This window comes from Pedococcus sp. P2_D7, assembly GCF_056404295.1.
Window position 1 is genome coordinate 108,360 of sequence record NZ_JBFUEH010000003.1, and the last position, 21,199, is coordinate 129,558.

Annotated in this window: 21 protein-coding genes and 1 tRNA gene; 9 read left to right on the top strand and 13 right to left on the bottom strand. The window is 70.9% G+C overall.

Annotated elements, in window-relative coordinates:
* Window positions 1-34: 34 nt before the first annotated feature.
* Window positions 35-730, bottom strand: a complete 696-nt coding sequence (locus AC1DWJ_RS07580) for a 50S ribosomal protein L25/general stress protein Ctc (protein WP_457254540.1) — start codon at window positions 728-730, stop codon at window positions 35-37.
* A gap of 150 nt (window positions 731-880) precedes the next feature.
* Window positions 881-1,855: an EamA family transporter gene (locus AC1DWJ_RS07585; RefSeq protein WP_457254541.1), complete on the bottom strand. Its 975-nt coding sequence runs from the start codon at window positions 1,853-1,855 to the stop codon at window positions 881-883.
* A 94-nt stretch (window positions 1,856-1,949) separates the two neighbouring features.
* On the opposite strand from AC1DWJ_RS07585, the gene AC1DWJ_RS07590 reads away from it, so the two are divergent.
* Window positions 1,950-2,507 (top strand): CGNR zinc finger domain-containing protein, encoded by a 558-nt coding sequence (locus AC1DWJ_RS07590; RefSeq protein WP_457254542.1) that lies wholly within the window; start codon window positions 1,950-1,952, stop codon window positions 2,505-2,507.
* Window positions 2,508-2,555: 48 nt separating this feature from the next.
* Entirely contained in the window at window positions 2,556-3,413 is an 858-nt protein-coding gene (locus tag AC1DWJ_RS07595; RefSeq protein ID WP_477620428.1) for a hypothetical protein, read from the top strand.
* Here AC1DWJ_RS07595 and AC1DWJ_RS07600 read toward each other — a convergent pair whose 3' ends face one another.
* A complete protein-coding gene (locus AC1DWJ_RS07600; protein ID WP_457254544.1) occupies window positions 3,414-4,394 on the bottom strand; it encodes a ribose-phosphate diphosphokinase in 981 nt (326 codons plus the stop codon).
* Complete coding sequence (glmU, locus tag AC1DWJ_RS07605) at window positions 4,391-5,914, bottom strand: bifunctional UDP-N-acetylglucosamine diphosphorylase/glucosamine-1-phosphate N-acetyltransferase GlmU (RefSeq protein WP_457254546.1); 1,524 nt, start codon at window positions 5,912-5,914, stop codon at window positions 4,391-4,393. The genes AC1DWJ_RS07600 and glmU overlap by 4 nt, the downstream gene beginning before the upstream one ends.
* Window positions 5,915-6,145: 231 nt before the next feature.
* Here glmU and AC1DWJ_RS07610 point away from each other — a divergent pair, with 231 nt between their 5' ends.
* Window positions 6,146-6,601 carry a hypothetical protein gene (locus AC1DWJ_RS07610; protein ID WP_457254547.1) on the top strand — a complete coding sequence of 152 codons (456 nt, stop codon included), beginning with the start codon at window positions 6,146-6,148 and terminating at the stop codon, window positions 6,599-6,601.
* A 148-nt stretch (window positions 6,602-6,749) separates the two neighbouring features.
* Here AC1DWJ_RS07610 and AC1DWJ_RS07615 read toward each other — a convergent pair whose 3' ends face one another.
* A complete protein-coding gene (locus tag AC1DWJ_RS07615) occupies window positions 6,750-7,034 on the bottom strand; it encodes a PspC domain-containing protein (protein WP_457254548.1) in 285 nt (94 codons plus the stop codon).
* A gap of 147 nt (window positions 7,035-7,181) precedes the next feature.
* Window positions 7,182-7,260, bottom strand: a tRNA-Gln gene (locus tag AC1DWJ_RS07620).
* A 191-nt stretch (window positions 7,261-7,451) separates the two neighbouring features.
* Between AC1DWJ_RS07620 and AC1DWJ_RS07625 the strand changes: the two genes are divergently transcribed.
* Complete coding sequence (locus AC1DWJ_RS07625; protein WP_457254549.1) at window positions 7,452-8,450, top strand: acyl-CoA desaturase; 999 nt, start codon at window positions 7,452-7,454, stop codon at window positions 8,448-8,450.
* Between the two features lie 7 nt (window positions 8,451-8,457).
* Here AC1DWJ_RS07625 and AC1DWJ_RS07630 read toward each other — a convergent pair whose 3' ends face one another.
* A complete protein-coding gene (locus tag AC1DWJ_RS07630) occupies window positions 8,458-9,288 on the bottom strand; it encodes a peptidoglycan recognition protein family protein (protein ID WP_477620429.1) in 831 nt (276 codons plus the stop codon).
* 83 nt (window positions 9,289-9,371) lie between these two features.
* Here AC1DWJ_RS07630 and AC1DWJ_RS07635 point away from each other — a divergent pair, with 83 nt between their 5' ends.
* Window positions 9,372-9,971, top strand: coding sequence for a TetR/AcrR family transcriptional regulator (locus AC1DWJ_RS07635; protein WP_457254854.1), 600 nt, complete (start codon window positions 9,372-9,374; stop codon window positions 9,969-9,971).
* A gap of 69 nt (window positions 9,972-10,040) precedes the next feature.
* A complete protein-coding gene (locus tag AC1DWJ_RS07640; RefSeq protein WP_457254551.1) occupies window positions 10,041-10,694 on the top strand; it encodes an O-methyltransferase in 654 nt (217 codons plus the stop codon).
* A 63-nt stretch (window positions 10,695-10,757) separates the two neighbouring features.
* Here the strand turns inward: AC1DWJ_RS07640 and AC1DWJ_RS07645 are convergent, their stop codons facing one another.
* Window positions 10,758-11,096 (bottom strand): VOC family protein, encoded by a 339-nt coding sequence (locus tag AC1DWJ_RS07645; RefSeq protein WP_457254552.1) that lies wholly within the window; start codon window positions 11,094-11,096, stop codon window positions 10,758-10,760.
* A gap of 110 nt (window positions 11,097-11,206) precedes the next feature.
* Complete coding sequence (locus AC1DWJ_RS07650) at window positions 11,207-12,028, bottom strand: methyltransferase domain-containing protein (protein WP_477620430.1); 822 nt, start codon at window positions 12,026-12,028, stop codon at window positions 11,207-11,209.
* A gap of 74 nt (window positions 12,029-12,102) precedes the next feature.
* On the opposite strand from AC1DWJ_RS07650, the gene AC1DWJ_RS07655 reads away from it, so the two are divergent.
* Window positions 12,103-12,603, top strand: coding sequence for a MarR family winged helix-turn-helix transcriptional regulator (locus AC1DWJ_RS07655; protein ID WP_457254554.1), 501 nt, complete (start codon window positions 12,103-12,105; stop codon window positions 12,601-12,603).
* Window positions 12,604-12,708: 105 nt separating this feature from the next.
* Here AC1DWJ_RS07655 and AC1DWJ_RS07660 read toward each other — a convergent pair whose 3' ends face one another.
* Together AC1DWJ_RS07660 and AC1DWJ_RS07665 are read right to left on the bottom strand one after the other, a co-directional pair.
* Entirely contained in the window at window positions 12,709-14,571 is a 1,863-nt protein-coding gene (locus AC1DWJ_RS07660; RefSeq protein ID WP_477620431.1) for an ABC-F family ATP-binding cassette domain-containing protein, read from the bottom strand.
* Between the two features lie 3 nt (window positions 14,572-14,574).
* Window positions 14,575-15,510, bottom strand: a complete 936-nt coding sequence (locus tag AC1DWJ_RS07665) for a 4-(cytidine 5'-diphospho)-2-C-methyl-D-erythritol kinase (protein ID WP_457254557.1) — start codon at window positions 15,508-15,510, stop codon at window positions 14,575-14,577.
* A gap of 152 nt (window positions 15,511-15,662) precedes the next feature.
* Between AC1DWJ_RS07665 and AC1DWJ_RS07670 the strand changes: the two genes are divergently transcribed.
* Together AC1DWJ_RS07670 and AC1DWJ_RS07675 are read left to right on the top strand one after the other, a co-directional pair.
* On the top strand, window positions 15,663-16,367 hold the full coding sequence (locus AC1DWJ_RS07670; protein WP_477620432.1) for a response regulator transcription factor: 705 nt from the start codon (window positions 15,663-15,665) through the stop codon (window positions 16,365-16,367).
* Window positions 16,364-18,886, top strand: coding sequence for a DUF4153 domain-containing protein (locus tag AC1DWJ_RS07675; protein ID WP_477620433.1), 2,523 nt, complete (start codon window positions 16,364-16,366; stop codon window positions 18,884-18,886). The genes AC1DWJ_RS07670 and AC1DWJ_RS07675 overlap by 4 nt, the downstream gene beginning before the upstream one ends.
* Window positions 18,887-18,941: 55 nt before the next feature.
* Here AC1DWJ_RS07675 and rsmA read toward each other — a convergent pair whose 3' ends face one another.
* On the bottom strand, window positions 18,942-19,811 hold the full coding sequence (rsmA, locus tag AC1DWJ_RS07680) for a 16S rRNA (adenine(1518)-N(6)/adenine(1519)-N(6))-dimethyltransferase RsmA (RefSeq protein WP_477620434.1): 870 nt from the start codon (window positions 19,809-19,811) through the stop codon (window positions 18,942-18,944).
* 131 nt (window positions 19,812-19,942) lie between these two features.
* Window positions 19,943-21,061, bottom strand: a complete 1,119-nt coding sequence (locus AC1DWJ_RS07685) for a ubiquitin-like domain-containing protein (RefSeq protein WP_477620435.1) — start codon at window positions 21,059-21,061, stop codon at window positions 19,943-19,945.
* Window positions 21,062-21,199 lie beyond the last annotated feature (138 nt).

Genomic DNA, 21,199 nt, shown 5'->3' on the forward strand with positions numbered 1-21,199 from the left:
ACCTGGCCTTCCGGCATACAACGGTGAGCGGGACTCAGGCGTCCTCGGACTCGGCCTTCTCGCCGGCGGGGGCGTCGCCCTCGGCAGCAGCCTCGCCGTCCTCGCCCTCGGTGGCCTCGGCGTCGCCGGGCTCCTCGTGCTCGATGCCGGCCTCGGCCTCGGCCTCCGCCATCTCGGCGTCCAGCGCCTCCTGCGAGATCTGCTGGGTGATGTTGACGACGAGGGTCTCCTCGTCGACGACCAGGGTCGCGCCGGAGGGGAGCACGAGGTCGGACGCCTTGATCTGCGTGCCGGCCTCGAGGCCCTCGACGGAGACGACGATGTGCTCCGGGATGTGGGTGGCCTCGACCTCGAGCTGGATGGTCTGGGAGTCGACGGTGACGACGGTCTCCGGGGCAGCCTCACCCTCGACGTGGACGGGCACGTCGACGGAGACCTTCTCGCCCTTGCGGACGACCACGAGGTCGATGTGCTCGATGACGGGCTTGATGGCGTCGCGCTGCACGTCCTTGGCCAGGGCGAGCTGCTCCTTGCCGTCGATGACGATGGTGAGGAGCGCGTTCGCGACCTTCAGCGCCATCATCGTGTCGTGGCCGGGCAGGGTGATGTGCACGGGCTCGGCGCCGTGGCCGTACATGACGGCGGGGATCTTGTGGTCGCGGCGAATCTTGCGGGCTGCGCCCTTGCCGAACTGCGTGCGCGTCTCAGCGACGAGCTTGTTGTCAGACACGGAAATCTCCTGTGCGGTGGGGGACTCGAGGATGCGGTGGGCCTCGACGCGGGGCGCAGCACGGAGACCACACCGCGTCGAATTACGGACGTGACCGGCCCCAGGTGGTGGCGGCCGTGCAGTGTCCCTCGCCGAGGCAACCCCGAGAGTCTAGGCGACGCCTGCGGGGAGTGCGAAATCCGCGTCCTCGGCGACTGCCGGGCCCTGCTCCACGCGGGCCCGCCGCAGCTCACCGAGGCGCACCGCGACCACCCCGGCGACGATGCAGACGCCACCGGCCAGCTGGACGAGACCGGGCAGCTCGTCGAGCAGCAGCCACGCGAACAACACGGCGAACAACACCTCCGTGAGCCCCACGAACGAGGCCACCGTCGAGCCCAGCATGCGGGCCGCCGTGACCCCGAGGAGGTATGCCGCGGCAGCGGCGATGAGGGCCAGCTCACCGATGGCGACCCACCAGGGCGCCGTGCCACCCATCAGGGTCACCGGGGTGGAGGCGAACTCGAGCGGGATGACGCGAGCGGCACCGAGGATGCCGAGGGCGACCGAGCCCGCGGCCATACCGAGCCCGGCGAGCGCGACGGGCGGCAGGGTGCTGTCCTCCGCCGCGAGGACGAAGAAGGTGGCCAGACCGGTGGCGGCGACCAGGCCCCACGCGACCCCCAGGAGGTCGGGGCGGCTCTGGCCGGAGAGGTCGAGCACGAGGACCAGCCCGGCCACGGCGAGCACCACACCGAGGCCGGTGAGGGCGCTGGGGGCGCGTCGGGTGCGCAGCCACACCCACAGGACGACCAGGACGACCCCGAGGTACTCCAGCAGCAGGGCCACCCCGACGTCGAGCCGCTGCACCGCATAGAAGTAGGCCACCTGGCAGCCGGCCACGGCGACCGCGCCGTAGACGAGGATCGTCAGGAGGTTGTCGCGCACGAGCGACCAGCGCCCGCGCAGGGCGAGGATCGTCGGCACGGCCAGGACGAGGGTGGCTCCGGCCACGCGGAGCAGGACGATCGCGCCCGAGCTCCAGCCCTCGACGAGCAGCGACTTCGCGAACGGACCACTGCTCCCGAAGGTCGCCGCCGAGGCGAGCGCGAACCAGAGCCCGAGGCCCTTCGATCGTGCCGCCATGCCGCGTCCTCCCCGTCTGTCTGCGCGCCCTGCCTGTAATTGGTCAAACGCCTTATACTCATGACGGTAGCGATCGAGCGGGTCAGGAGTCAAGATGCTTTTTGCCCATGACACGGAGCTGGCCCTTCGCGGGGCGGCAGCCCTGGTCAACACCGCGGCGACCCTGCCCACCGACACCGAGGACCTCGCCACGGTCGCCGACCTCGACGAGTTCCTCCGCGACTGGGAGTGGACCGGGTCGCACACCGGTGAGCCGGCCGAGCTCGACGCCGTGCGCGAGCTGCGCCCGAGGCTGCGACGACTCTGGACCGCCGAGACCGACGACGCCGTCACCCTCGTCAACGAGCTGCTGGCCGAGGCAGGAGCGCTCCCTCAGCTGGTGCGGCACGGCGAGTGGTCCTGGCACCTGCACGCGACCCCACCCGAGGCACCGCTGGCCACCCGCATGGCGGTGGAGGCGGCGATGGCGATGGTCGACGTGATCCGCGCCGACGAGCTCGCCCGGCTCAGGGTCTGCGCAGCCGACGACTGTGCGGACGTGGTGGTCGACCTGTCCAAGAACCGCTCCAAGCGGTTCTGCGACGGCGGCTGCGGCAACCGCGCCAACGTCGCGGCCTACCGAGCACGCCGGTCGGGGCGAGCCCTATCCTGATCGCTCGCAGACCGGAGAGCTGGGGCTGCACGACGGCAAGGGGGACAGGTGTTCGCACCGATCAGACTGGTCCATGGCGGGTGGCCCGCGTTCGTCGAGCGGTTGCTGGGCCGCTTCGTCTGGGCCGATCCCCGGGTCGTCACGTCCGACACGACCCCGGAACGCTTCCGAGAGGCCATGAAGGCCTTTCACCTCGGGGGGACCTACAAGATCACCGGCACCAACCGGCACCCCGAGGCTGACGACCTGCTCGTCTCCAGAGTGACCACGGACCGGGCTGACATCGTGGACATCGGCGCCTCCGACGGATCCACCTCGGCGGACCTGGCCGCACGGCTCGGCGCCTTCGCCACCTACACGATCGCCGATCTCTACCTCGAGGTCTCCCACGTCGACGTCGGGCACCGAACCGTCTTCTTCGACCCGAGGGAACAACCGGTCCTGATCGTGGGCCCGCGCCTCCTCGCGTGGCCGGAGATGTCCCCCGTGGTCGGCCGCCTCTACCGCCGCACGATCAGGCGTGCGACGAAGGACCGGGACCAGCGGACCACCATCCCGCTGCTGAACCCCACGGTGCGCCAGCTCATGCGCGACGACCCGCGGATGCGTGCGCGCACCCACGACGTCTTCACGGTGTGGCCCGTGCCGGTGGACGTGATCAAGGTCGCCAACCTCCTGCGTCGGCTGTACTTCAGCGACGACCGCCTGCTCGAGGGGCTCCGCTCGATCCACGCATCGCTCGTCGAGGGCGGCCACTTCCTGCTCGTGGACAACCCACGGATCGCCGGGATCGACGAGCGCGGAGGCCTCTACCGCAAGGAGGGTGGCGGCTTCGTCACGGTCGCCGAGACCCCGCACCAGCCGGAGATCGCCGACCTTGTGGCGAGGGTGGGCGCTCCCGTCTGATCAGGCGTGGCCGTCGAACAGGCTGGTCACCGAGCCGTCCTCGAAGACCTCCTGGATCGCCCGGCTGATCAGCGGCGCGATCGACAGGACGGTCAGCTTGTCGAACTCGTGCGCCTCGTCGATCGGCAGCGTGTTGGTGACAATGACCTCGACGGCGCTGCAGTTCTTCAGCCGGTCGATGGCCGGACCGGAGAGGATCGCGTGGGTCGCGGCGATGATGACCCCCGCGGCGCCGTCGGCCATCAGCGCGTCGGCCGCCTTGGTGATGGTGCCGGCGGTGTCGATCATGTCATCCACCAGCACGCAGACCCGGCCCTTGACCTCACCGACGACGCGGTTGGCAACGGTCTCGTTCGGCCGGTTGATGTCACGGGTCTTGTGGATGAACGCCAGCGGCGCTCCCCCGAGCCGCTGCGACCACTGCTCGGCGACCTTGATCCGGCCGGCGTCCGGTGAGACGACCGCGAGCTTCTCGTGGCCGTACTTCGTGGCGACGTGGTCGGCCAGGATCGGCAGCGCCATCAGGTGGTCGACCGGACCGTCGAAGAAGCCCTGGATCTGCGCGGTGTGCAGGTCCACCGCCATCAGCCGGTTCGCGCCGGCCGTCTTGAACAGGTCGGCCATCAGCCGGGCCGAGATCGGCTCGCGGCCGCGGTGCTTCTTGTCCTGCCGGGCGTAGCCGTAGAACGGGAGCACGACCGTGATCCGCTTGGCGCTGGCCCGCTTGAGCGCGTCGATCATGATGAGCTGCTCCATGATCGCCTCGTTGATGGGCGTGGTGTGGCTCTGGATGACGAACGCGTCGGACCCGCGCACCGACTCCTCGTAGCGCACGTAGATCTCACCGTTGGCGAAGTCGTAGGCGCTGGTCGGGACCAGCCCGGTGCCGAGCATGCTCGCCACCTCTTCGGCGAGCTCGGGGTTGGCTCGCCCGGTGAAGACCATGAGGTTCTTCTCGGTGGTCTTGGTGATGCCGGTCACGCCTGGGCCTGCCCTTCGCTGGAGTCATCGGTATGCCGCGTGCTCGCCTCGGCGACGTCGTCGCCGTGGCCTTCGGTCACCTGCGCGAGCGCGGCAGCAGCCGCCTCGGCGGTCTTCGTGCCGGCCCGGGCCCGGGCGACCCAGCCGTCGATGTTGCGCTGGCGCCCGCGGGCCACCGCGATCTGCCCGGGGTCGACGTCGCCGGTGAGCGCGGAGCCGGCGCCGACGTAGGCGCCGTCGGCGATGGTCACGGGAGCGATGAGCACGGTGTCGGACCCGACGAAGCTGTGCTTGCCCACGGTGGTGTGGTGTTTCGCCACCCCGTCGTAGTTGGCGAAGATGGTGCCCGCCCCGATGTTGGCACCTTCCCCGATCGTGGCGTCACCGGCATACGTGAGGTGCGGGACCTTGGCCCCGGCACCGATCTTGGCGTTCTTCGTCTCGACGAACCCGCCGATCTTGCCCTTGGCGCCGAGTTCGGTGCCGGGGCGCAGGTAGGAGAACGGGCCGACGGTGGCGCCCTCGCCGATGACGGCCAGGAGGGCTTCGGTGCGCTTGACCTCGGCGGCGGCGCCGACCTCGGTGTCGGTGAGCGTGGTGTCGGGGCCGATCGTGGCGCGCTCCCCGATCGTGGTGGCACCCAACAGCTGCGTGCCGGGGAGGATCGTGGTGTCGCGGCCGATCGTGACGTCGCTGTCGATCCACGTCGTGTCGGGGTCGATGATCGTCACGCCCTCGCGCATCCAGCGTTCGGTGGTGCGACGGTTGAGCTCCTTGCCGAGTCGGGCGAGCTGGACGCGGTCGTTGACGCCCTCGGTCTGCCACAGGTCGGCGATGAGGTGGGCGCTGACCCGCCCGCCGGCCTTGCGCGCGATGGCCAGGACGTCGGTGAGGTACTTCTCGCCCTGGGCGTTGTCGGTGCCGACCTGGCCGAGCGCCTCGACGAGGACGGCCGCGTCGAAGGCATAGATGCCGGAGTTGATCTCGGTGATGGCGCGCTGCTCGTCGGTCGCGTCCTTCTGCTCGACGATCCCCTCGACGCCGTCGTCGGCGCCGCGCAGGATCCGTCCGTAGCCGGTCGGGTCCTCGAGGTGGGCGGTGATGACCGTGACCGCGCTCTGGGTCGCGACGTGCTCCTCGACCAGCGACCGGAGGGTGTCACCGGCCAGCAGCGGCACGTCGCCGTAGGTCACGAGGACGGTGCCCTCGAGTCCGGCGGGCAGCGCGTCGAGAGCGCACTCGGTGGCCCGGCCGGTGCCCTTGACCTCGTCCTGGTCGGCGATCACGGCCTCAGGGTCGACCTCGGCCACGTGCGCGGCCACCAGGTCGCGTTCGTGGCGGACCACCACGGCGAGGTGCTCGGGGCTGACCGCCCGCGCTGCGGCGATCGCGTGCCCGACGAGGGTCCGGCCCCCGATGCGGTGCAGGACCTTGGGGGTCGAGGACTTCATCCGGGTGCCCTCACCGGCGGCGAGGACGATGACTGCGGCTAGGCGGTGCGAGCCGGTGGGGGTGTTCACGCGCGAGGCTCCAGCGATCTGGTCGGGTGCGACGGGACGGGCGTCATGCTACCCGCCAGTCGCACCCCGTTCTCCCGGCGGTCAACCGCCCCGGGTCAGGACAAACCACCACGACACGCACACGGACTCATACCGAGGCTGTAGGTGGCTGTCGAACTTCAACGCGATCCGGCCCACCCTCGCGCTGGTGAGACTGGAGGTCCGTTACAGGGAACGCTTGGAAGGAAAATCATGAGAACACTCACCATCAACAGGTGGAGCTTGCCGGCAGCCGGCGCGGCCATCGTTGCAGCGGCGGCCATCGCCATCAGCATGGGTCCGGCGCAGGCCGCGGACACCATGGTCGTCCACGTCAAGCAAGCCAGCGTCGCTGACCACGCGGCGGACTGCCCGGACGGCGTCATCGGAGCCCACTTCATCATCAACCAGATCTCGTCGGGCCCGGCTTCCATCAACGTCTCGCTCGCTGACGGCAGCTCGCAGACCGTGGCCAAGTCCAAGCAGACCCAATCCGTCGCCCACTACGACGCCTGGTTCACCGGCACCCTCGTGACGGACGCCACCGCGGTCGTCCCCACCACCTGGACCGGCCAGTTCGTGCTGTCCAACTACTACTGCGGACCGAGCACGTCGACGTCCAGCTCCAGCTCCTCCAGCTCGAGCTCGTCCTCACAGCCCACGAGCTGATCCGACCACCTGCCGGCCAGGCAGGTCAGCACCCCAGGCCGGAAGGGCCCGACCACCACCTCGTCCACGTCGAGGGTTGGCGGTCGGGCCCTTCCGTGCCCCGGCTCCGGGCGGGGACTCGGCTGGCGCGCCGGTCAGGAGGCGACGGTCAGGAGGCGACGGTCGGCGCCTGGCCGGGGTACGCGGGTCCGGCCGGCTGGGCGGCGCCCTGGGCGCCGACGACGTGCTCGGACGGCATGAGGATCCAGAGGATCGGGTAGATGAGGATCTGGCTGCCGGGGATCACCATGAGCAGCAGCACGAAGAGGATCCGCGCGGGCCACGGCGCGATGCCGAACCGGCGACCGAGACCGGAGGCGACTCCGCCGAGGACGCGCTCGTCGCGGGGTCGGACCAGGCCCTGCTGGGCGAAGCTCGAGTGGATGTCGTTCATGGGTGGAGCACTTCCTTCGGTTGGTGTCAGGGGCTTTCCCTGACACCTCAAGAGTGCTCGCCGGCGACGCCGCTGCCCATCGGGTGCGCCCCTGACCCGACCCCGGTTGGGGCCCGGGGTTCTCAGGGTCTCGTTCGGAGCGTCGTGCTCCCCGGGTAGGAATCGAACCTACGTCGCTTGTCCTGATTCAAAGTCAGGCGGGCCCTGCCAGCAGACCAACCGGGGAACGCCCCCTAGGGGGACCCGCCAAGGGTAGCCAAGCACGCGGCATACCTCGGCATCGTCACGACGGGTCGGTCGGCGCGGGTCCTTGAGCAGCGGTCGCTCACGATGACAACCTACGAATCCGTAGGTTACGGTTTCGTAAGTTGACGACGATGCCTCCGTGGCGACCACTTGAAGGAAGGTTCCCCGGCGATGACGACCGCGACCCCCTCCGCACAGTCCGCTCCCGCGACACCGCCCCCCGCGACCGCATCCGGACCCACAGCCGCAGCCGCACCCGCACCTCCGACCGTCGAACCCGAGCTGAAGCGCGGCGGTGAGCAGGTCGCGCTGGCGCTCTTCATCGGGATCCCGTTCCTTGCCCTGCTGGCCGCCGTCCCGGTGGCCTGGGGGTGGGGTCTGGGCTGGCACGACATCGTCATCTTCATCGTGATGTACGCGCTCGCGGGGCACGGCATCACCGTCGGCTACCACCGTCACTTCACGCACGGGTCGTTCAAGGCCAACCGCGGCCTGAAGATCGCGCTGGCGGTGGCGGGCTCGATGGCGATCCAGGGTCCCGTGGTCCGGTGGGTCGCCGACCACCGGCGCCACCACGCGTTCTCCGACCGCGAGGGCGACCCGCACAGCCCGTGGCGCTACGGCGAGACCATCCCGGCGCTGGCCAAGGGGCTCTGGTGGGCGCACACCGGCTGGTTGTTCGACATCGAGCAGACGCCCCGCAGCAAGTACGCGCCCGACCTGGTCGCCGACCCCGACCTCCAGAAGGTCGATCGCGCCTTCCCCCTCATCGTCGCCGGCTCGATGCTGCTCCCCGCGGTGGTCGGTGGGCTCTGGTCGATGAGCTGGCAGGGGGCGCTGACGGCCTTCTTCTGGGCGTCCCTCGTGCGGGTCTCGCTGCTGCACCACGTGACCTGGTCGATCAACTCGATCTGCCACACCATCGGCGAGCGGCCGTTCAAGAGCCGCGACAGGTCGGGCAACGTCTGGTGGCTGGCCTTCCTGTCGATGGGCGAGTCGTGGCACAACCTGCACCACGCCGATCCCACCTGCGCCCGGCACGGCGTCGAGAAGGGTCAGATCGACTCGACGGCTCGCGTCATCTGGGCGTTCGAGAAGCTCGGCTGGGCCACGGACGTGCGCTGGCCGGTGGCCAAGCGGATCGACGCCCGCCGGGTCGCGTCTGCCTGAGCAGGCCTCAGGGAGCCGTCGTCAGCAGGCGGCGGAACGTCACGACCTCCGGCGCCTGCCAGTCGACGTGGTCGTTGCGCCAGCCCTCGCGATCGCGAAACTCGTTGGCCTGGTTGGCCATCGAGTGGCCGATCACGTCGTCGTCCGAGATCGCGAACCGGCGCTGCAGGTGCTCCACGAGGGCGACCCCGGCGGCCACCTGCGCCCGACGGGCGAGCACCTGCTGGGTGGCCCAGCGTGGATCGTGCCCCCGCGACGACTGGACGAACTCGATCCCGATCGCGACGTGGTTGAGCCCCACCGTGTGGCGGCACACCAGCGTCGGCGGCACCAGCTCGTGGATCGTCCCGTCCTGGTCCACGACGTAGTGGGCGCAGGTCCCCGGCTCCTCACCACGGTTGGGCAGGTCGGCCTCGAAGAGCGAACGCACGGAGGCGTAGGTGTCGCTCTCGCTGTAGTGCAGCACGATCATCGTCGGTCGCAACCGCGAGGTCCGCGTGCCGTAGTGACGTTGGGCGTATGCCGCCGTCTCGGCCTTGCGCGCTGCTCCGAACGTCAGGTGGTCGGCCACGATGCGCGGCGCAGCAGGGATGTCGAGGGCCGGTGCAGTCGTGGCCGGGCCCGGCGCCCCGGTCGGGGGTGGACCTGCCGTCTGCTCGGGTGCCCCGCTCGGGTGCGCCGCGTCGCGAACGCCGGCCACCCAGTCGCGCGGCGCGGACTCGGCCCGTCCGAGCAGCCCCTGGTCGAGGGCCACACCGAGCACCAACAGGGCGACCACGACGGCAGTTGCCATCGCGAACCGTCTCGCTCCCCCGGCATACCCGGCTCCGCCCTTCACGACCACCACGCTACGCAGGAGGCATGATGGACCGCGTGACCGACGCCCGCGAGAAGTCCACGACCCCGAGCTCCCGCGCGCGCATGACCGGCAAGCAGCGGCGCGAGCAGCTCATCGAGGTCGGTCGGAAACTGTTCGCGGACAAGGGCTTCGAGGGCACGACGGTCGAGGAGATCGCGGCCAAGGCGAGCGTCTCGAAGCCGGTCGTCTATGAGCACTTCGGCGGCAAGGAAGGTCTCTACGCGGTCGTCGTCGACCGAGAGATCGCCGCGCTGCTCGGCGGGATCACCGGTGCCCTGAGCGCCGAGCTCAACAGCCGCGAGACCCTCGAACGGGCCGCCGGCGCCCTCCTCGACTACATCGAGAGCAACACCGACGGCTTCCGGATCCTCGTGCGCGACAGTCCGGCCGGGCAGTCGACCGGGTCGTTCGCGAGCCTCATCTCCGACGTCGCCAGCCAGGTCGAGCACATCCTCGCGGCGGAGTTCAAGCGCCGCCGGCTCGACCCGAAGACCGCTCCCCTCTACGCGCAGATGCTCGTCGGCATGGTGGCGCTCACCGGTCAGTGGTGGCTCGACTCGCGCAGGATGAAGAAGGCAGACGTCGCGGCCCACCTGGTCAACCTGGCCTGGAACGGCCTGGCCGGCCTCGAGAAGAAGCCCACCCTCATCAGCGCGGACTGACCCTCGTCGCGGCGGACGGACCCTCGTCGCGGCGGACGGACCCGCGTCAGCCCGGACTACCCTGACGGCATGCGCTCGTTCCTGGTCACCGATGCGGTTCGCGACTACTCCGCTGCGCACAGCTCGTGGCGACCCGACCCGGTCGTGCGCGAGCTCCAGGAACGCACCCGTGCCCTCGGCGGGCCCGCCGGCATGCAGATCGGCGACGACCAGGGGCAGCTCCTCACCATGCTCACGCACCTCGTCGGCGCCCGGGTGGCGGTCGAGGTCGGCACGTTCACCGGTTACTCGAGCCTCTGCATCGCCCGGGGACTGGCCGAGGGCGGCACCCTGGTGTGCTGCGACATCAGCGAGGAGTGGACCGCGATCGGGGTCGAGGCCTGGCGGGCGGCCGGGGTCGCCGACCGCATCGACCTGCGCATCGCGCCCGCACTCGACACCCTGCGGTCCCTGCCGACCGACCTCGCGGTCGACCTCGTCTTCATCGACGCCGACAAGGGCGGCTACGCCGACTACTGGTCGGAGCTGGTGCCGCGGGTGCGGCCCGGTGGCCTGCTACTGGCCGACAACGTGTTGTGGAGCGGCGAGATCGCCGACGACGGGAAGTCGGGCGACAACCTCGAGGCGCTGCGGGCCTTCAACGACCTGGTCGCCGCGGACGAGCGGGTCGAGGTGGTCGTGCTGACCGCCTTCGACGGACTGACCATCGCCCGCAAGCTCTGAGCTCGCGAGTCGGGCGCCTGGGGCGGCCTCCTCGCGCCGCCTCAGGCACCCGACGTCGGGTTGTCAGGACTCGACGCAGAACTCGTTGCCCTCGGGATCGGCCATCACCACGAGGTCCTCGCCCCCGCGGAGGACCGAAGCACCCAGCGCGACAAGTCGTTCGACCTCGTCCTGGACCGAGCCGATGGCTCGCAGGTCGAAGTGCTGGCGGTTCTTCGCGGTCTTGCCCTCCGGGACCCGCTGGAACCACAGGTTGGGTCCGCCCCATCCCGCGGGCTCCACCCAGGCGCGGTCGTCGGTGCTGTCCTCGTCGACGTTGGACCCGAGCGCTGCGGCCCAGAAGCCCGCGAGCAGCAGGGCGCTCGAGCAGTCGAAGGTCACGGATTTCACGAAGGAGGTCATGGACAGACGGTAGGACGCACCTGCCCGAGTCGCGACCGAGTTGAGGTGCCGCGGCGTCGTCGCGGACGACCGGGTCTGCGGTTCAGTCCGTCACCGTCGTCGCCGCCGGGTCAGTGCTCCACTCGGCGACCGTCCCGTCGGTGGGCCACGAGGAAGATCCTGCGGAACGGGAAGATCACGCCTATCGGCGTCCGCGGGTATGCCGCGCGCAGCCTCGCGTCGTAGTCCTCCAGGAAGGCGTCGCGCCGGGCCTCGTCCGTCAGGGCCTCGAGCACCGGCCGCAGACCGGTGCCGCGGACCCACTCGAGCACCGGGTTCGCCTGTCGCGCCTGGGGATCGAGGACGTGCTGGTAGGTCGTCTCCCAGCCGTCGACGTCGAGGCCGACACTCCCGAGCAGCTCGACGTAGGCCGAGGGCTGCTCGACCTGCAGGCGCTCGAGCGCGGGCCGCAGGAGGTCGGCGTCGGGGTGGTCGCGCACCACCGCACGCATCAGGGCGTGGGAGGGGGCGTCGAGGTTGCCCGGCACCTGCATCGCGAGCCATCCGCCGGGCGCCAGGGCGCCGGCCCATTGGGTCAGCAGGTCGAGGTGGCCGGGCACCCACTGCAGGGTGGCGTTGGTGACGATGACATCGGGGGCGCCGCCGAGGGTGGCCGGATCCCATTGCGCCACATCGGATTCCACCCACTCGACGCGACCGTCGGCGTCCAGCGACCGCGCGGCGTCGAGCATCTGGGGCGAGTGGTCGACGCCGACGATGCGGGCGTCGGGCCAGCGTTCGGCGAGCGAGAGCGTCAGGGGGCCGTTGCCACAGCCGAGGTCGACCACGAGGCGGGGGGCCGTCGCGCCGACCCGCGCCATCAGGTCCCCGAACGGACGGGTCCGGTGGTCGGAGAACTTGGCGTACTGCTGGGGATCCCACGTGGTGCTCATGACGGCGACCTCTCGACGAGCTCGTGACAGTTATCTTGATGTCAAGATACTTGATGGAGGGTAGAGTTGTCACCATGTCGACTCCCCCGCCCGACGACGTCGACCGCATCGTCCAGGCGTGGCACCGCGAGCGGCCCGACCTCGATGTCGCCCCGCTCCAGGTCCTGTCCCGCGTGTCGCGCCTCGCCCGCAGGCTCGACCTCGACCGCGTGCAGGCGTTCGCCAGCCACCAGCTGGAGGGCTGGGAGTTCGACGTCCTCTCGGCGCTGCGACGGGCCGGCTCCCCCTACCAGCTCTCCCCCGGACAGCTCATTCGCCAGACCCTCGTCACCAGCGGCACGATGACCAACCGGGTCGACCGCCTCGAGCGACGCGGCCTGGTCAGCCGAAGCCCCGACCCGTCCGACCGCCGCGGCGTCATCGTGCGCCTCACGCCCACGGGTCAGCGCACCGTCGACGACGCGATGGCCGACCTGCTCGCCCGCGAGCGCGACCTGCTCGCGGAGCTGTCCACCGACGACCGCGACGAGCTCGCCGCGATGCTTCGCCGGCTGCTCTCCCCCTTCGAGACCTGATCTCCCGCGGAGCCAACCCATGCAAAAGGCGAGTTAGCGCCGCCCGGGACCGGCGCTAACTCGCCTTTTGCATGGGTGAGCGACGCTGGGGGGCCTGGCTGGGTCTCAGCCGACGATCTCGGCGGCCGCGAGCCACTCGAGCTCGAGCCCCTCACGCTCGTCGACGATCTCGCGCAGCTGGCCGTTGAGGGTGAGCACCTTCGCGTGGTCGGTGGCCGACTCGGCCATCTCGGCGTGGATCCGCTCCTCGCGCTGGGCCAGCCGGGCGAGCTGCTTCTCGACCCGCGCCATGTCCTTGCGAGCCTCCCGCAGCTCAGCCGGGCTGTGCGCCGGTGCGGCTGCTGCAGCCGCAGGCGCGGTCCCGCTCCCCGACGTAGACGTGTCGCCGGGTGCCGATGACGCCGACCCTCCCGCCGACGCACGAGGCGCGAGAGTGGGTGCCGGCTGCGCGTGCCGCAGCTCGAGGTACTGCTCGACGCCACCGGGCAGCTCGCGGATCTTGCCGTCCCCCATCAGGGCCACCTGCTTGTCGCACGCGCGCTCGAGCAGGTAGCGGTCGTGCGACACGACGAGCAGCGTGCCCGCCCAGCCGTCGAGGACGTCTTCCAGCGACGTCAACGTCTCGATGTCGAGGTCGTTGGTGGGCTCGTCGAGGAGCAGCACGTTGGGCTCGTCCATGAGCAGGCGCGTCAGCTGCAGCCGACGGCGCTCACCACCGGACAGGTCCGACACCCGCGTCTGCTGACGACCACCGGTGAAGCCCAGCCGCTGCGCGAGCTGCGAGGCGCTGACCTCCTTCTTGCCCAGACGGATGTACTTGCGGACGTCCTCGATCGCCTCGATGACGCGCCAGTCGGCATACCGCTCCAGCTCACGCACCTCCTGCGTGAGGTAGGCGAGCCGCACCGTCACGCCCTGCTTGCGCTTCCCGGACGACAGCGGGACCGAGCCGGCGATGGCGCGCAACAACGTCGACTTGCCGGCGCCGTTGACGCCGACGATGCCGACTCGCTCGCCCGGCGCGAGGTGCCAGGTGACCCGGTCGAGCAGCAGCCGGTCGCCGAGGGTCACGGAGGCATCCATGAGGTCGACCACGTCCTTGCCGAGCCGGGTCGTGGCGAAGCGCATCAGCTCGACGTCGTCGCGCGGGGGCGGCTCGTCGGCGATGAGGGTGTTGGCCGCGTCGATGCGGAACTTCGGTTTCGACGTGCGTGCCGGCGGACCGCGGCGCAGCCAGGCGAGCTCCTTGCGGAGCAGGTTGTCGCGGCGCTCGGCGGTGACCGCGGCCATCCGCTCGCGCTCGGCCTTCGCCAGCACGTATGCCGCGTAGCCACCCTCGAAGGCGTTGACCTTGCCGTCGACCACCTCCCACGTGGCAGTGGCGATGGCGTCGAGGAACCAGCGGTCGTGGGTGATCGCCACGACCGCGTTGTCGGGGCGCGCGCGGTGCCGCACGAGGTGCTCGGCCAGCCAGGCCACCCCCTCGACGTCGAGGTGGTTGGTCGGCTCGTCGAGGAACAGCACCGTCGGGTCCTGGACGAGCAGCCGGGCCAGCCCGAGGCGTCTGCGCTCCCCGCCCGACAACGGCCCCACGAGCGCGTCGAAACCGCCGACGGACTCGGCCTCGATCCCGCCGAGCAGACCCGTCAGGACGTCACGCACCCGTGGGTCACCAGCCCACACGTGCTCGGCGAGGTCACCGAGCACGGCCTCGCGGACCGTGTGGTCCGGGTCGAGGATGTCCTCCTGGGCGAGCACGCCGACGCTCGAGACGCCCGCTCGCGTCACTCGACCGGTGTCGACGGCGCGCTGTCCGGCGAGCACGCGCAGCAGCGTGGTCTTGCCGCCACCGTTGCGACCCACGACACCGATGCGGTCGCCGCCGAGCACGCCGAGCGATACCTCGTCGAGCACCTGTGCGGTGCCGAGGGCCAAGGAGGCGCGCTCGACACTGATGAGGTTCGCCATCGGTCAGCCCGGCCGCGGGGCGCTGATGACGTGGGCGCCGTGGGCCGGTCCCGTCGCCCGACGCACGTCCTGCACGGCGCCGGAGGCGGTGAGGGACACGGCCAGGTCGAGGGCCGCCTCGTTGGACTCCGCGACGAAGGCGACGGTCGGGCCGGATCCGGACACCACCCCACCGAGGGCGCCGAACTCCAGACCGGCGTCGAGCACGTCGCCCAGTGCAGGCATCAACGAGATCGCGGCGGCCTGCAGGTCGTTGGCCAGGGCCGCGCCCAGGGCTCGGGCGTCGCCGGAGCGCAGGGCGGTCATCATCTCGGCGCTCGGTGAGGGCTCCGGGACCGGACGGTCACCACGCAGCCGGTCGCACTCGGCATACACCGCGGGCGTGGAGAGCCCGCCCTCGCTGAGGGCGAAGACCCAGTGGTAGCTGCCCCGCGCGAGCACCGGCGCCAGCACCTCACCGCGCCCCGAGCCCATGGCGGTGCCGCCGCCGAGCAGGAAGGGGACGTCGCTCCCGATGCTCGCGGCGATCTCCTCGAGCTCGGGCCGGCTCAGGCCGGTGCCCCAGAGGTGGTCGCACGCGACCAGGGTGGCGGCAGCGTCGGCCGACCCCCCGGCCATTCCACCTGCGACGGGGATGTCCTTGCGGATGGTGATGTGCACGGGCTCGTCGATGCCGCCGACCTCGGCGAGCCGCTGCGCCGCGCGCGCGGCGAGGTTGGTGCCGTCGACCGGGACCCCGAAGGACTGGGGGCCCGACACGGCGATGCCCCACTCGGGCGCGCTCATCACCGTCACCTCGTCGAAGAGGTTGACGGCGTGGAAGATCGTCGAGAGCGGGTGGTAGCCGTCCTCGCGAGGTGCGCCGACGAGGAGCTCGAGGTTGACCTTCGCAGGGACGCGCACCGTCACCGACGACGGTGGCAGTGCTGCAGAGGTCATGGCCGCCACCCTAACGGGGTGTGCGTCACCGCGCGGATCGGCTCCTGCGCCCTGCGGCGGTGCCCGACGACGCGGCGCGGATCCGGACATCTGCACAGAACCTTCACACCATCTCCGCCTCCCCTGTGCGGTCACTCTCCTACTCTCGGAATGTGAGCACCAAGCCCCGCGTCCTGGTCGTCGAGGACGAACCCACCATCGCCGAGGCGATCGCTGCCCGGCTCGTCGCCGAGGGCTTCGACGTCGAGCAGGTGCACGACGGACTCGTCGCCCTCGACCGCGCCGCGGCGTGGGATCCCGCGCTCGTGGTGCTCGACGTGATGCTCCCCGGCCTCGACGGCCACGAGGTATGCCGCCGGCTCCAGGCCGAGCGTCCGGTGCCCGTGCTGATGCTCACCGCGCGTGACGACGAGACCGACCTGCTGGTGGGGTTGGGGATCGGCGCCGACGACTACATGACCAAGCCCTTCTCCATGCGAGAGCTGGTGGCCAGGATCCGAGCCCTGCTGCGACGGGTCGAGCGCGCGGCCGCCGCCGGCGCTGGAGGGGGCGCCGGGGCGGTCGCGCCCACGGTCGACATGGACGGGCTGCGGATCGACGGCGCCCAGCGGCGCGTCTGGTCGCGCGACGACGAGGTGCATCTGACCCCCACCGAGTTCGACCTGCTCGCCTGCCTCGCTGCCCGGCCCGGCACGGTGCTGACCCGTGAGGCGCTGCTCGCCGAGGTCTGGGGCTGGGCCGACGCCTCCGGCACCCGCACCGTCGACAGCCACGTGAAGTCGTTGCGCCGCAAGCTCGGCGCCGACCTCCTGCGCACCGTGCACGGTGTCGGCTACGCCCTGGAGGTGGGTCGGTGAGGTACGACGTGCGCCCCCTCGACAGCATCCGGTCGATCAAGGTCAAGCTCGGTCTGCTCGTCGCGGTCACGGTCACGGTCGCGTCCGTCCTGGCCGTCGTCGGGACGCGCGCGGGGCTGTCCCCGTGGGCCACCGTGCCGGTCGCCGTCCTGGCCGCGCTCGGTGTCACCCAGCTGCTGGCCCGAGGCATGACGTCACCACTGCGCGAGATGACGAATGCCGCCCAACGGATGGCGACGGGCGACTACTCCCAACGGGTGCGCGCCACCTCTCGCGACGAGGTCGGCGAGCTGGCCAGGGCCTTCAACCGGATGGCTGCCACGCTCGAGCTCGTCGACCGCCAGCGTCGCGACCTGGTGGCCAACGTCTCGCACGAGCTGCGCACCCCCATCTCCGCCCTCCAGGCGGTGCTCGAGAACCTCGTCGACGGGGTGTCCGAGCCGGGACCCGAGGAGCTGCGCCTCGCCCTGGCCCAGACCGAGCGCCTCGGCCGCCTCGTCAACGACCTGCTCGACCTCTCGCGCGTCGAGGAGGGCGTGACACCGTTGCGGGTCAAGGAGATTCGCTTGTCGGACTTCCTGACGGAGGCGGTTGCGCAGGCAAGGGTCGACGGGCTGCGCTATGCCGTGACGGTCGCGCCCGAGACCCTGACCGTGCCCGCCGACCCCGACCGCCTGCACCAGCTGCTCGCGAACCTCATCGACAACGCCTCGCGCCACAGCCCGTCGGGTGGTCTGGTCCAGGTCAGCGCCGCGGCTGCCGGGAGCGACGTCCTGGTCGCCGTCGCCGACGAAGGACCCGGCATCGCGGCCTCGGACCGGCGGGCGGTCTTCGAGCGCTTCACCACCAGCGCTGCCCACAACAGCGGCACCGGCTTGGGCCTAGCCATCTCGCGCTGGGTCGCCCAGCTGCACGGCGGCAGCATCGCCGTCGCCGACAGCGACCGGGGCTGCCGCATCAACGTCCTGCTTCCGACGGACGCGGACCGTCCGACCACCACGAAGGAGCCCGTCATGAGCACCCTCACCCCACCCGCCCCGCTCCCGGAGAGCCCGCCCACGCCGCCGCGCGACTCGCTGGCGTCATGGTGGCCCGACGCACCGCGCCGCCGGCCGGCGATCGTCACCGCCGCCCTCGTCACCGGGGCAGGCGCCGCCGTCGTCATCCCCGACCGGAGTGAGGGACTCGGCACAGCCCTGGTGTTCGCCGCGGTCGTGGGGACCGTCTTCGCGGCTCGGACCACCGTCGGTGCAGCGCCACGCTGGTCCTGGCGCGACGGTCTCGACGCCGGGATCGTGGCCCTGCTGCTGGCGACCCTGGTGCTGCGCGACGCGGAGTGGATCACCATCCTCTGCCTGCTCGCCGGCCTCGCGCTCGTCGCCGTGAACTCGACCCGGGCCCGCAGCGTGGTGGGGCTGCTGGCGACCGCCGCAGCCGTCCCCCTCGCGAGCCTGCGCGGGATGCCGTGGCTGGGGCGCACCCTGAAGCCGCGCACCAGCATCGCGGCCTGGCTCCCGGCCGCCCGGACCGCCCTCGTCTCGCTGGTGCTGCTGCTCGTGTTCGGTGCACTCTTCGCCTCGGCCGACGCGCTGTTCGCCTCGTGGGTCGACAGCATCACCCCCGACATCACCTGGAACGACCTGCCGGCCCGCGTGGTCCTGGCCCTGTTCATCGCGGCTGGGACTCTTGCCGCGGCATACGTCAGCATGGCTCCGCCGGCGGTCGACCGACTGCAGCTGCCGCTGCGACCCAGCCGCCGGCAGTTCGAGTGGCTCGCGCCGGTCTCGGTCGTCAACGCGGTGTTCCTGCTCTTCCTCGTCGCCCAGGCCACGGCCCTGTTCGGCGGCCACGACTACCTGCAGCGCACGACCGGCCTCACCTACGCCGACTACGTGCACGAGGGGTTCGGCCAGCTGACCGTGGCCACGATCCTCACCCTGACGGTGGTCGCGTGGGCGGCCCGCAAGGCCACGCCGGGCCGCACTCGCGACCTGGCCCTCGGCGTCCTCTGCCTCATGACCATCGTCGTGGTGGTCTCCGCCCTCCACCGGATGCACCTCTACGAAGAGGCCTACGGCTTCACCCGGCTGCGCCTGCTCGTCTCGGTCTTCGAGGGCTGGCTCGGTGTGGTGGTGCTGCTGGTGATGGCGTCCGGTGTCGTGGCGGCGCGCGGCTGGCTGGTGCCGACGGCCGTGCGACTTGGCGCGGTCGGCCTCCTGGGGCTCGCCGTCGTCAACCCCGACCTCTACATCGCCGAGCAGAACCTCGCCCGGACCGACTCGACCATCGGGACCGACTACGTCTACCTGGCCAACCTGTCGGCAGACGCCTACCCGGCGATCTGGAAGCTGCCCCAGGACGCGTTCGCGTGCGTCACCGGGACGGGCGAGCTGTCCAAGCCCACGGGCGACGACTGGCTGGAGTGGAACCTCGGTCGGGCTCGGGCCCGTGACCTGCTGGCCGAGCGGCCGATCGCCACCAGCGAGCCCACCGGCGACGTCTGCCACCCGACCCGCTGACCCCGAGCCCAATCCAGCACCCTCAGCCGAGTGAGGCAAGCCGGGCCAGCAGGGGTCAAGGGGATGGCGCGAGGGCCGACCGGGCGGCGGCGATGGCGGCGAACTCGTCGATGCCGAGCTGCTCGCCCCGCGTCCGGTGGTCGATCCCCGCCGCGCGCAGGCACTCCTCGGCCCGAGGCGCTGACCCCGCCCACCCGGCCAGGGCGGCGCGCAGGGTCTTGCGCCGCTGCGCGAAAGCCGCGTCGATGCAGGTGAAGGTGTCGCGTCGGCTCGCCGTGGTGATGGGGGCGGCCCGTCGTTCGAGCAGCACCAGGCCGGACTCGACGTTCGGCACCGGCCAGAACACGCTGCGGGGCACGGTCCCCGCGAGCCGCACCGCGGCATACCAGGCGGCTTTGACGCTCGGGACCCCGTAGGCCTTCGAGCCGGGCTTGGCGGCGAGTCGCTCGGCGACCTCGAGCTGGACCATGACCAGCACGCGTTCGAGGGTGGGGAACGCCTCGAGGAAGTTGAGCACGACGGGCACGGAGACGTTGTACGGCAAGTTCGCGACGAGCGCGGTAGGTTGCGGGTCGGGCAGCTCGCGCACCTGCATCGCGTCGGCCTGCACGAGCGTCAAGCGGTCCGCGTATGCCGGTGCGAGCCGGCTCACGGTGCCCGGTAGCGCCTTCGCGAGGTTCGGGTCCACCTCCACTGCGGTGACGTGCCCGACCTCGGGCAGCAGTGCGAGGGTGAGCGAACCCAGCCCCGGGCCCACCTCGACCACGGAGTCGGCGGCGGTCACCCCGGCCAGGCGCACGATCCGCTTGACGGTGTTGGCGTCGACGACGAAGTTCTGGCCCCACTGCTTGGTCGGGCGGAGGCCGAGGTCTGCCGCGATCTCCCGGATCTGCGCAGCTCCGAGGAACCCGCTCTGCTCGACCATGGCGCCGACTCTAGGGGACCACCCCCCACCCCACCTTTATCGGGTCCAGGGACAAAGTTGCGCTCCACCCGACAAGCGAAGTCGGGTGAAGCGCAACCTTCCCGAGCGAAGCCGGGGACGTCGATGCCGGGTCAGGCAGCGTGCGCGCAACCCCACGGGCCGAGACGCGACTTGGCGTAGTAGCGGTTGGCGACCGTGATCTGCTCCGCACGCGAGGCCAGGTCGGGGCGCGACGCGAAGTCGTCTCCACCATTGGCCAGCCACGAGCTGATGTTGAACTGCAGGCCGCCGTAGTAGCCGTTGCCGGTGTTGATCGACCAGTTGCCGCCGGACTCACACTGGGCGATCCGGTCCCACATGGCGGCGTTGGACAGGTTGATGCCGGCGCCGGAGGTGTTGCCCGCGTCGGGCGTCGGACGGGACTTCGTGCCGACGGCGACGATCCGGTCGACCGGCCTCTGCGTCACGGTGGCGGAGATGACCTTCTTGCTCTCGACCTTGCCGTCGACCTTGGTCACCTTGTACGTGACGATCTTGGCGCCAGCGGAGCCGGCCTTGAGCGTCTTGGTCTGGCCCATGTAGAGGCTCGAGTCCGACTTCTTGGTGACCGGCGGCGCGATGGCCTTGGTCTCCTTGACGTTCTTGGAGGTGACCCGCAGGACGGCGATCTTCAGGCCGGCCGTGACCGCGGTCGTCGCGCCGGGCTTGACCCGGTCGTCGGCGTCCTTGGTGATCTTCAGCTCGGACAGCACGTCGGCGACGGTGGCGCCGGTGGTGGTCGCGGTGCGGTTCTTGCCGTCGACGCGGACGACGACCTGCTTGGGCGTGGTCACGGAGAGGACCAGGCCCTGACGGCCGAGCGACATCGAACGGGAGGCCGACAGCTTGGCGGAGTCGGCGCGGATGCCGAGCTCCTGCAGTGCGGCCGAGACGGTGGTGGCGGTGGTCCAGTAGTCACGCGTGCGTCCGTCGATGGTGACGGTCAGCTTGCGGCCGTAGCGGACCACGATCTTCTGGCCATCGGCGACCTGGGTGCCAGGTGCCGGGACGACCACGTCGTGCTCACGAATCGAGATGTCCTGCTTCTTGAGGATGTCACCGACAGTGCTGCCGAAGGCGTGCACGGTCGAGGCCTTGCCGTCCACCGAGAGGGTGACGGACTTGTCAAGGTGCGAGACGCCGACGGCGCCAGCAACGAGGCTGGTGACGACCGCGGCTTGGGCGATGCGTCGAACGGGACGGGTGATCACAATGCTCCAGAGTTCGTACTCCCCGGGCATCAGAGCGGTGTCGCGTCCCGTGCCCCCGGTGGTGTCTGGGGGCTGGGTTCCTGTGCCCTGGGGCAAAGGCATAGGGGTCGCTCTGACCCGCCGTCGTGGCGGTTGAAC

What these genes read in the sequence shown, in the direction of transcription:
- AC1DWJ_RS07585 (WP_457254541.1), bottom strand. Translation starts at nt 1,855, where the DNA reads ATGGCGGCACGATCGAAGGGCCTCGGGCTCTGGTTCGCGCTCGCCTCG.
- AC1DWJ_RS07590 (WP_457254542.1), top strand. Translation starts at nt 1,950, where the DNA reads ATGCTTTTTGCCCATGACACGGAGCTGGCCCTTCGCGGGGCGGCAGCC.
- AC1DWJ_RS07610 (WP_457254547.1), top strand. Translation starts at nt 6,146, where the DNA reads ATGAGAACACTCACCATCAACAGGTGGAGCTTGCCGGCAGCCGGCGCG.
- AC1DWJ_RS07615 (WP_457254548.1), bottom strand. Translation starts at nt 7,034, where the DNA reads ATGAACGACATCCACTCGAGCTTCGCCCAGCAGGGCCTGGTCCGACCC.
- AC1DWJ_RS07625 (WP_457254549.1), top strand. Translation starts at nt 7,452, where the DNA reads ATGACGACCGCGACCCCCTCCGCACAGTCCGCTCCCGCGACACCGCCC.
- AC1DWJ_RS07635 (WP_457254854.1), top strand. Translation starts at nt 9,372, where the DNA reads ATGACCGGCAAGCAGCGGCGCGAGCAGCTCATCGAGGTCGGTCGGAAA.
- AC1DWJ_RS07640 (WP_457254551.1), top strand. Translation starts at nt 10,041, where the DNA reads ATGCGCTCGTTCCTGGTCACCGATGCGGTTCGCGACTACTCCGCTGCG.
- AC1DWJ_RS07645 (WP_457254552.1), bottom strand. Translation starts at nt 11,096, where the DNA reads ATGACCTCCTTCGTGAAATCCGTGACCTTCGACTGCTCGAGCGCCCTG.
- AC1DWJ_RS07650 (WP_477620430.1), bottom strand. Translation starts at nt 12,028, where the DNA reads ATGAGCACCACGTGGGATCCCCAGCAGTACGCCAAGTTCTCCGACCAC.
- AC1DWJ_RS07655 (WP_457254554.1), top strand. Translation starts at nt 12,103, where the DNA reads ATGTCGACTCCCCCGCCCGACGACGTCGACCGCATCGTCCAGGCGTGG.
- AC1DWJ_RS07660 (WP_477620431.1), bottom strand. Translation starts at nt 14,571, where the DNA reads ATGGCGAACCTCATCAGTGTCGAGCGCGCCTCCTTGGCCCTCGGCACC.
- AC1DWJ_RS07665 (WP_457254557.1), bottom strand. Translation starts at nt 15,510, where the DNA reads ATGACCTCTGCAGCACTGCCACCGTCGTCGGTGACGGTGCGCGTCCCT.
- rsmA (WP_477620434.1), bottom strand. Translation starts at nt 19,811, where the DNA reads ATGGTCGAGCAGAGCGGGTTCCTCGGAGCTGCGCAGATCCGGGAGATC.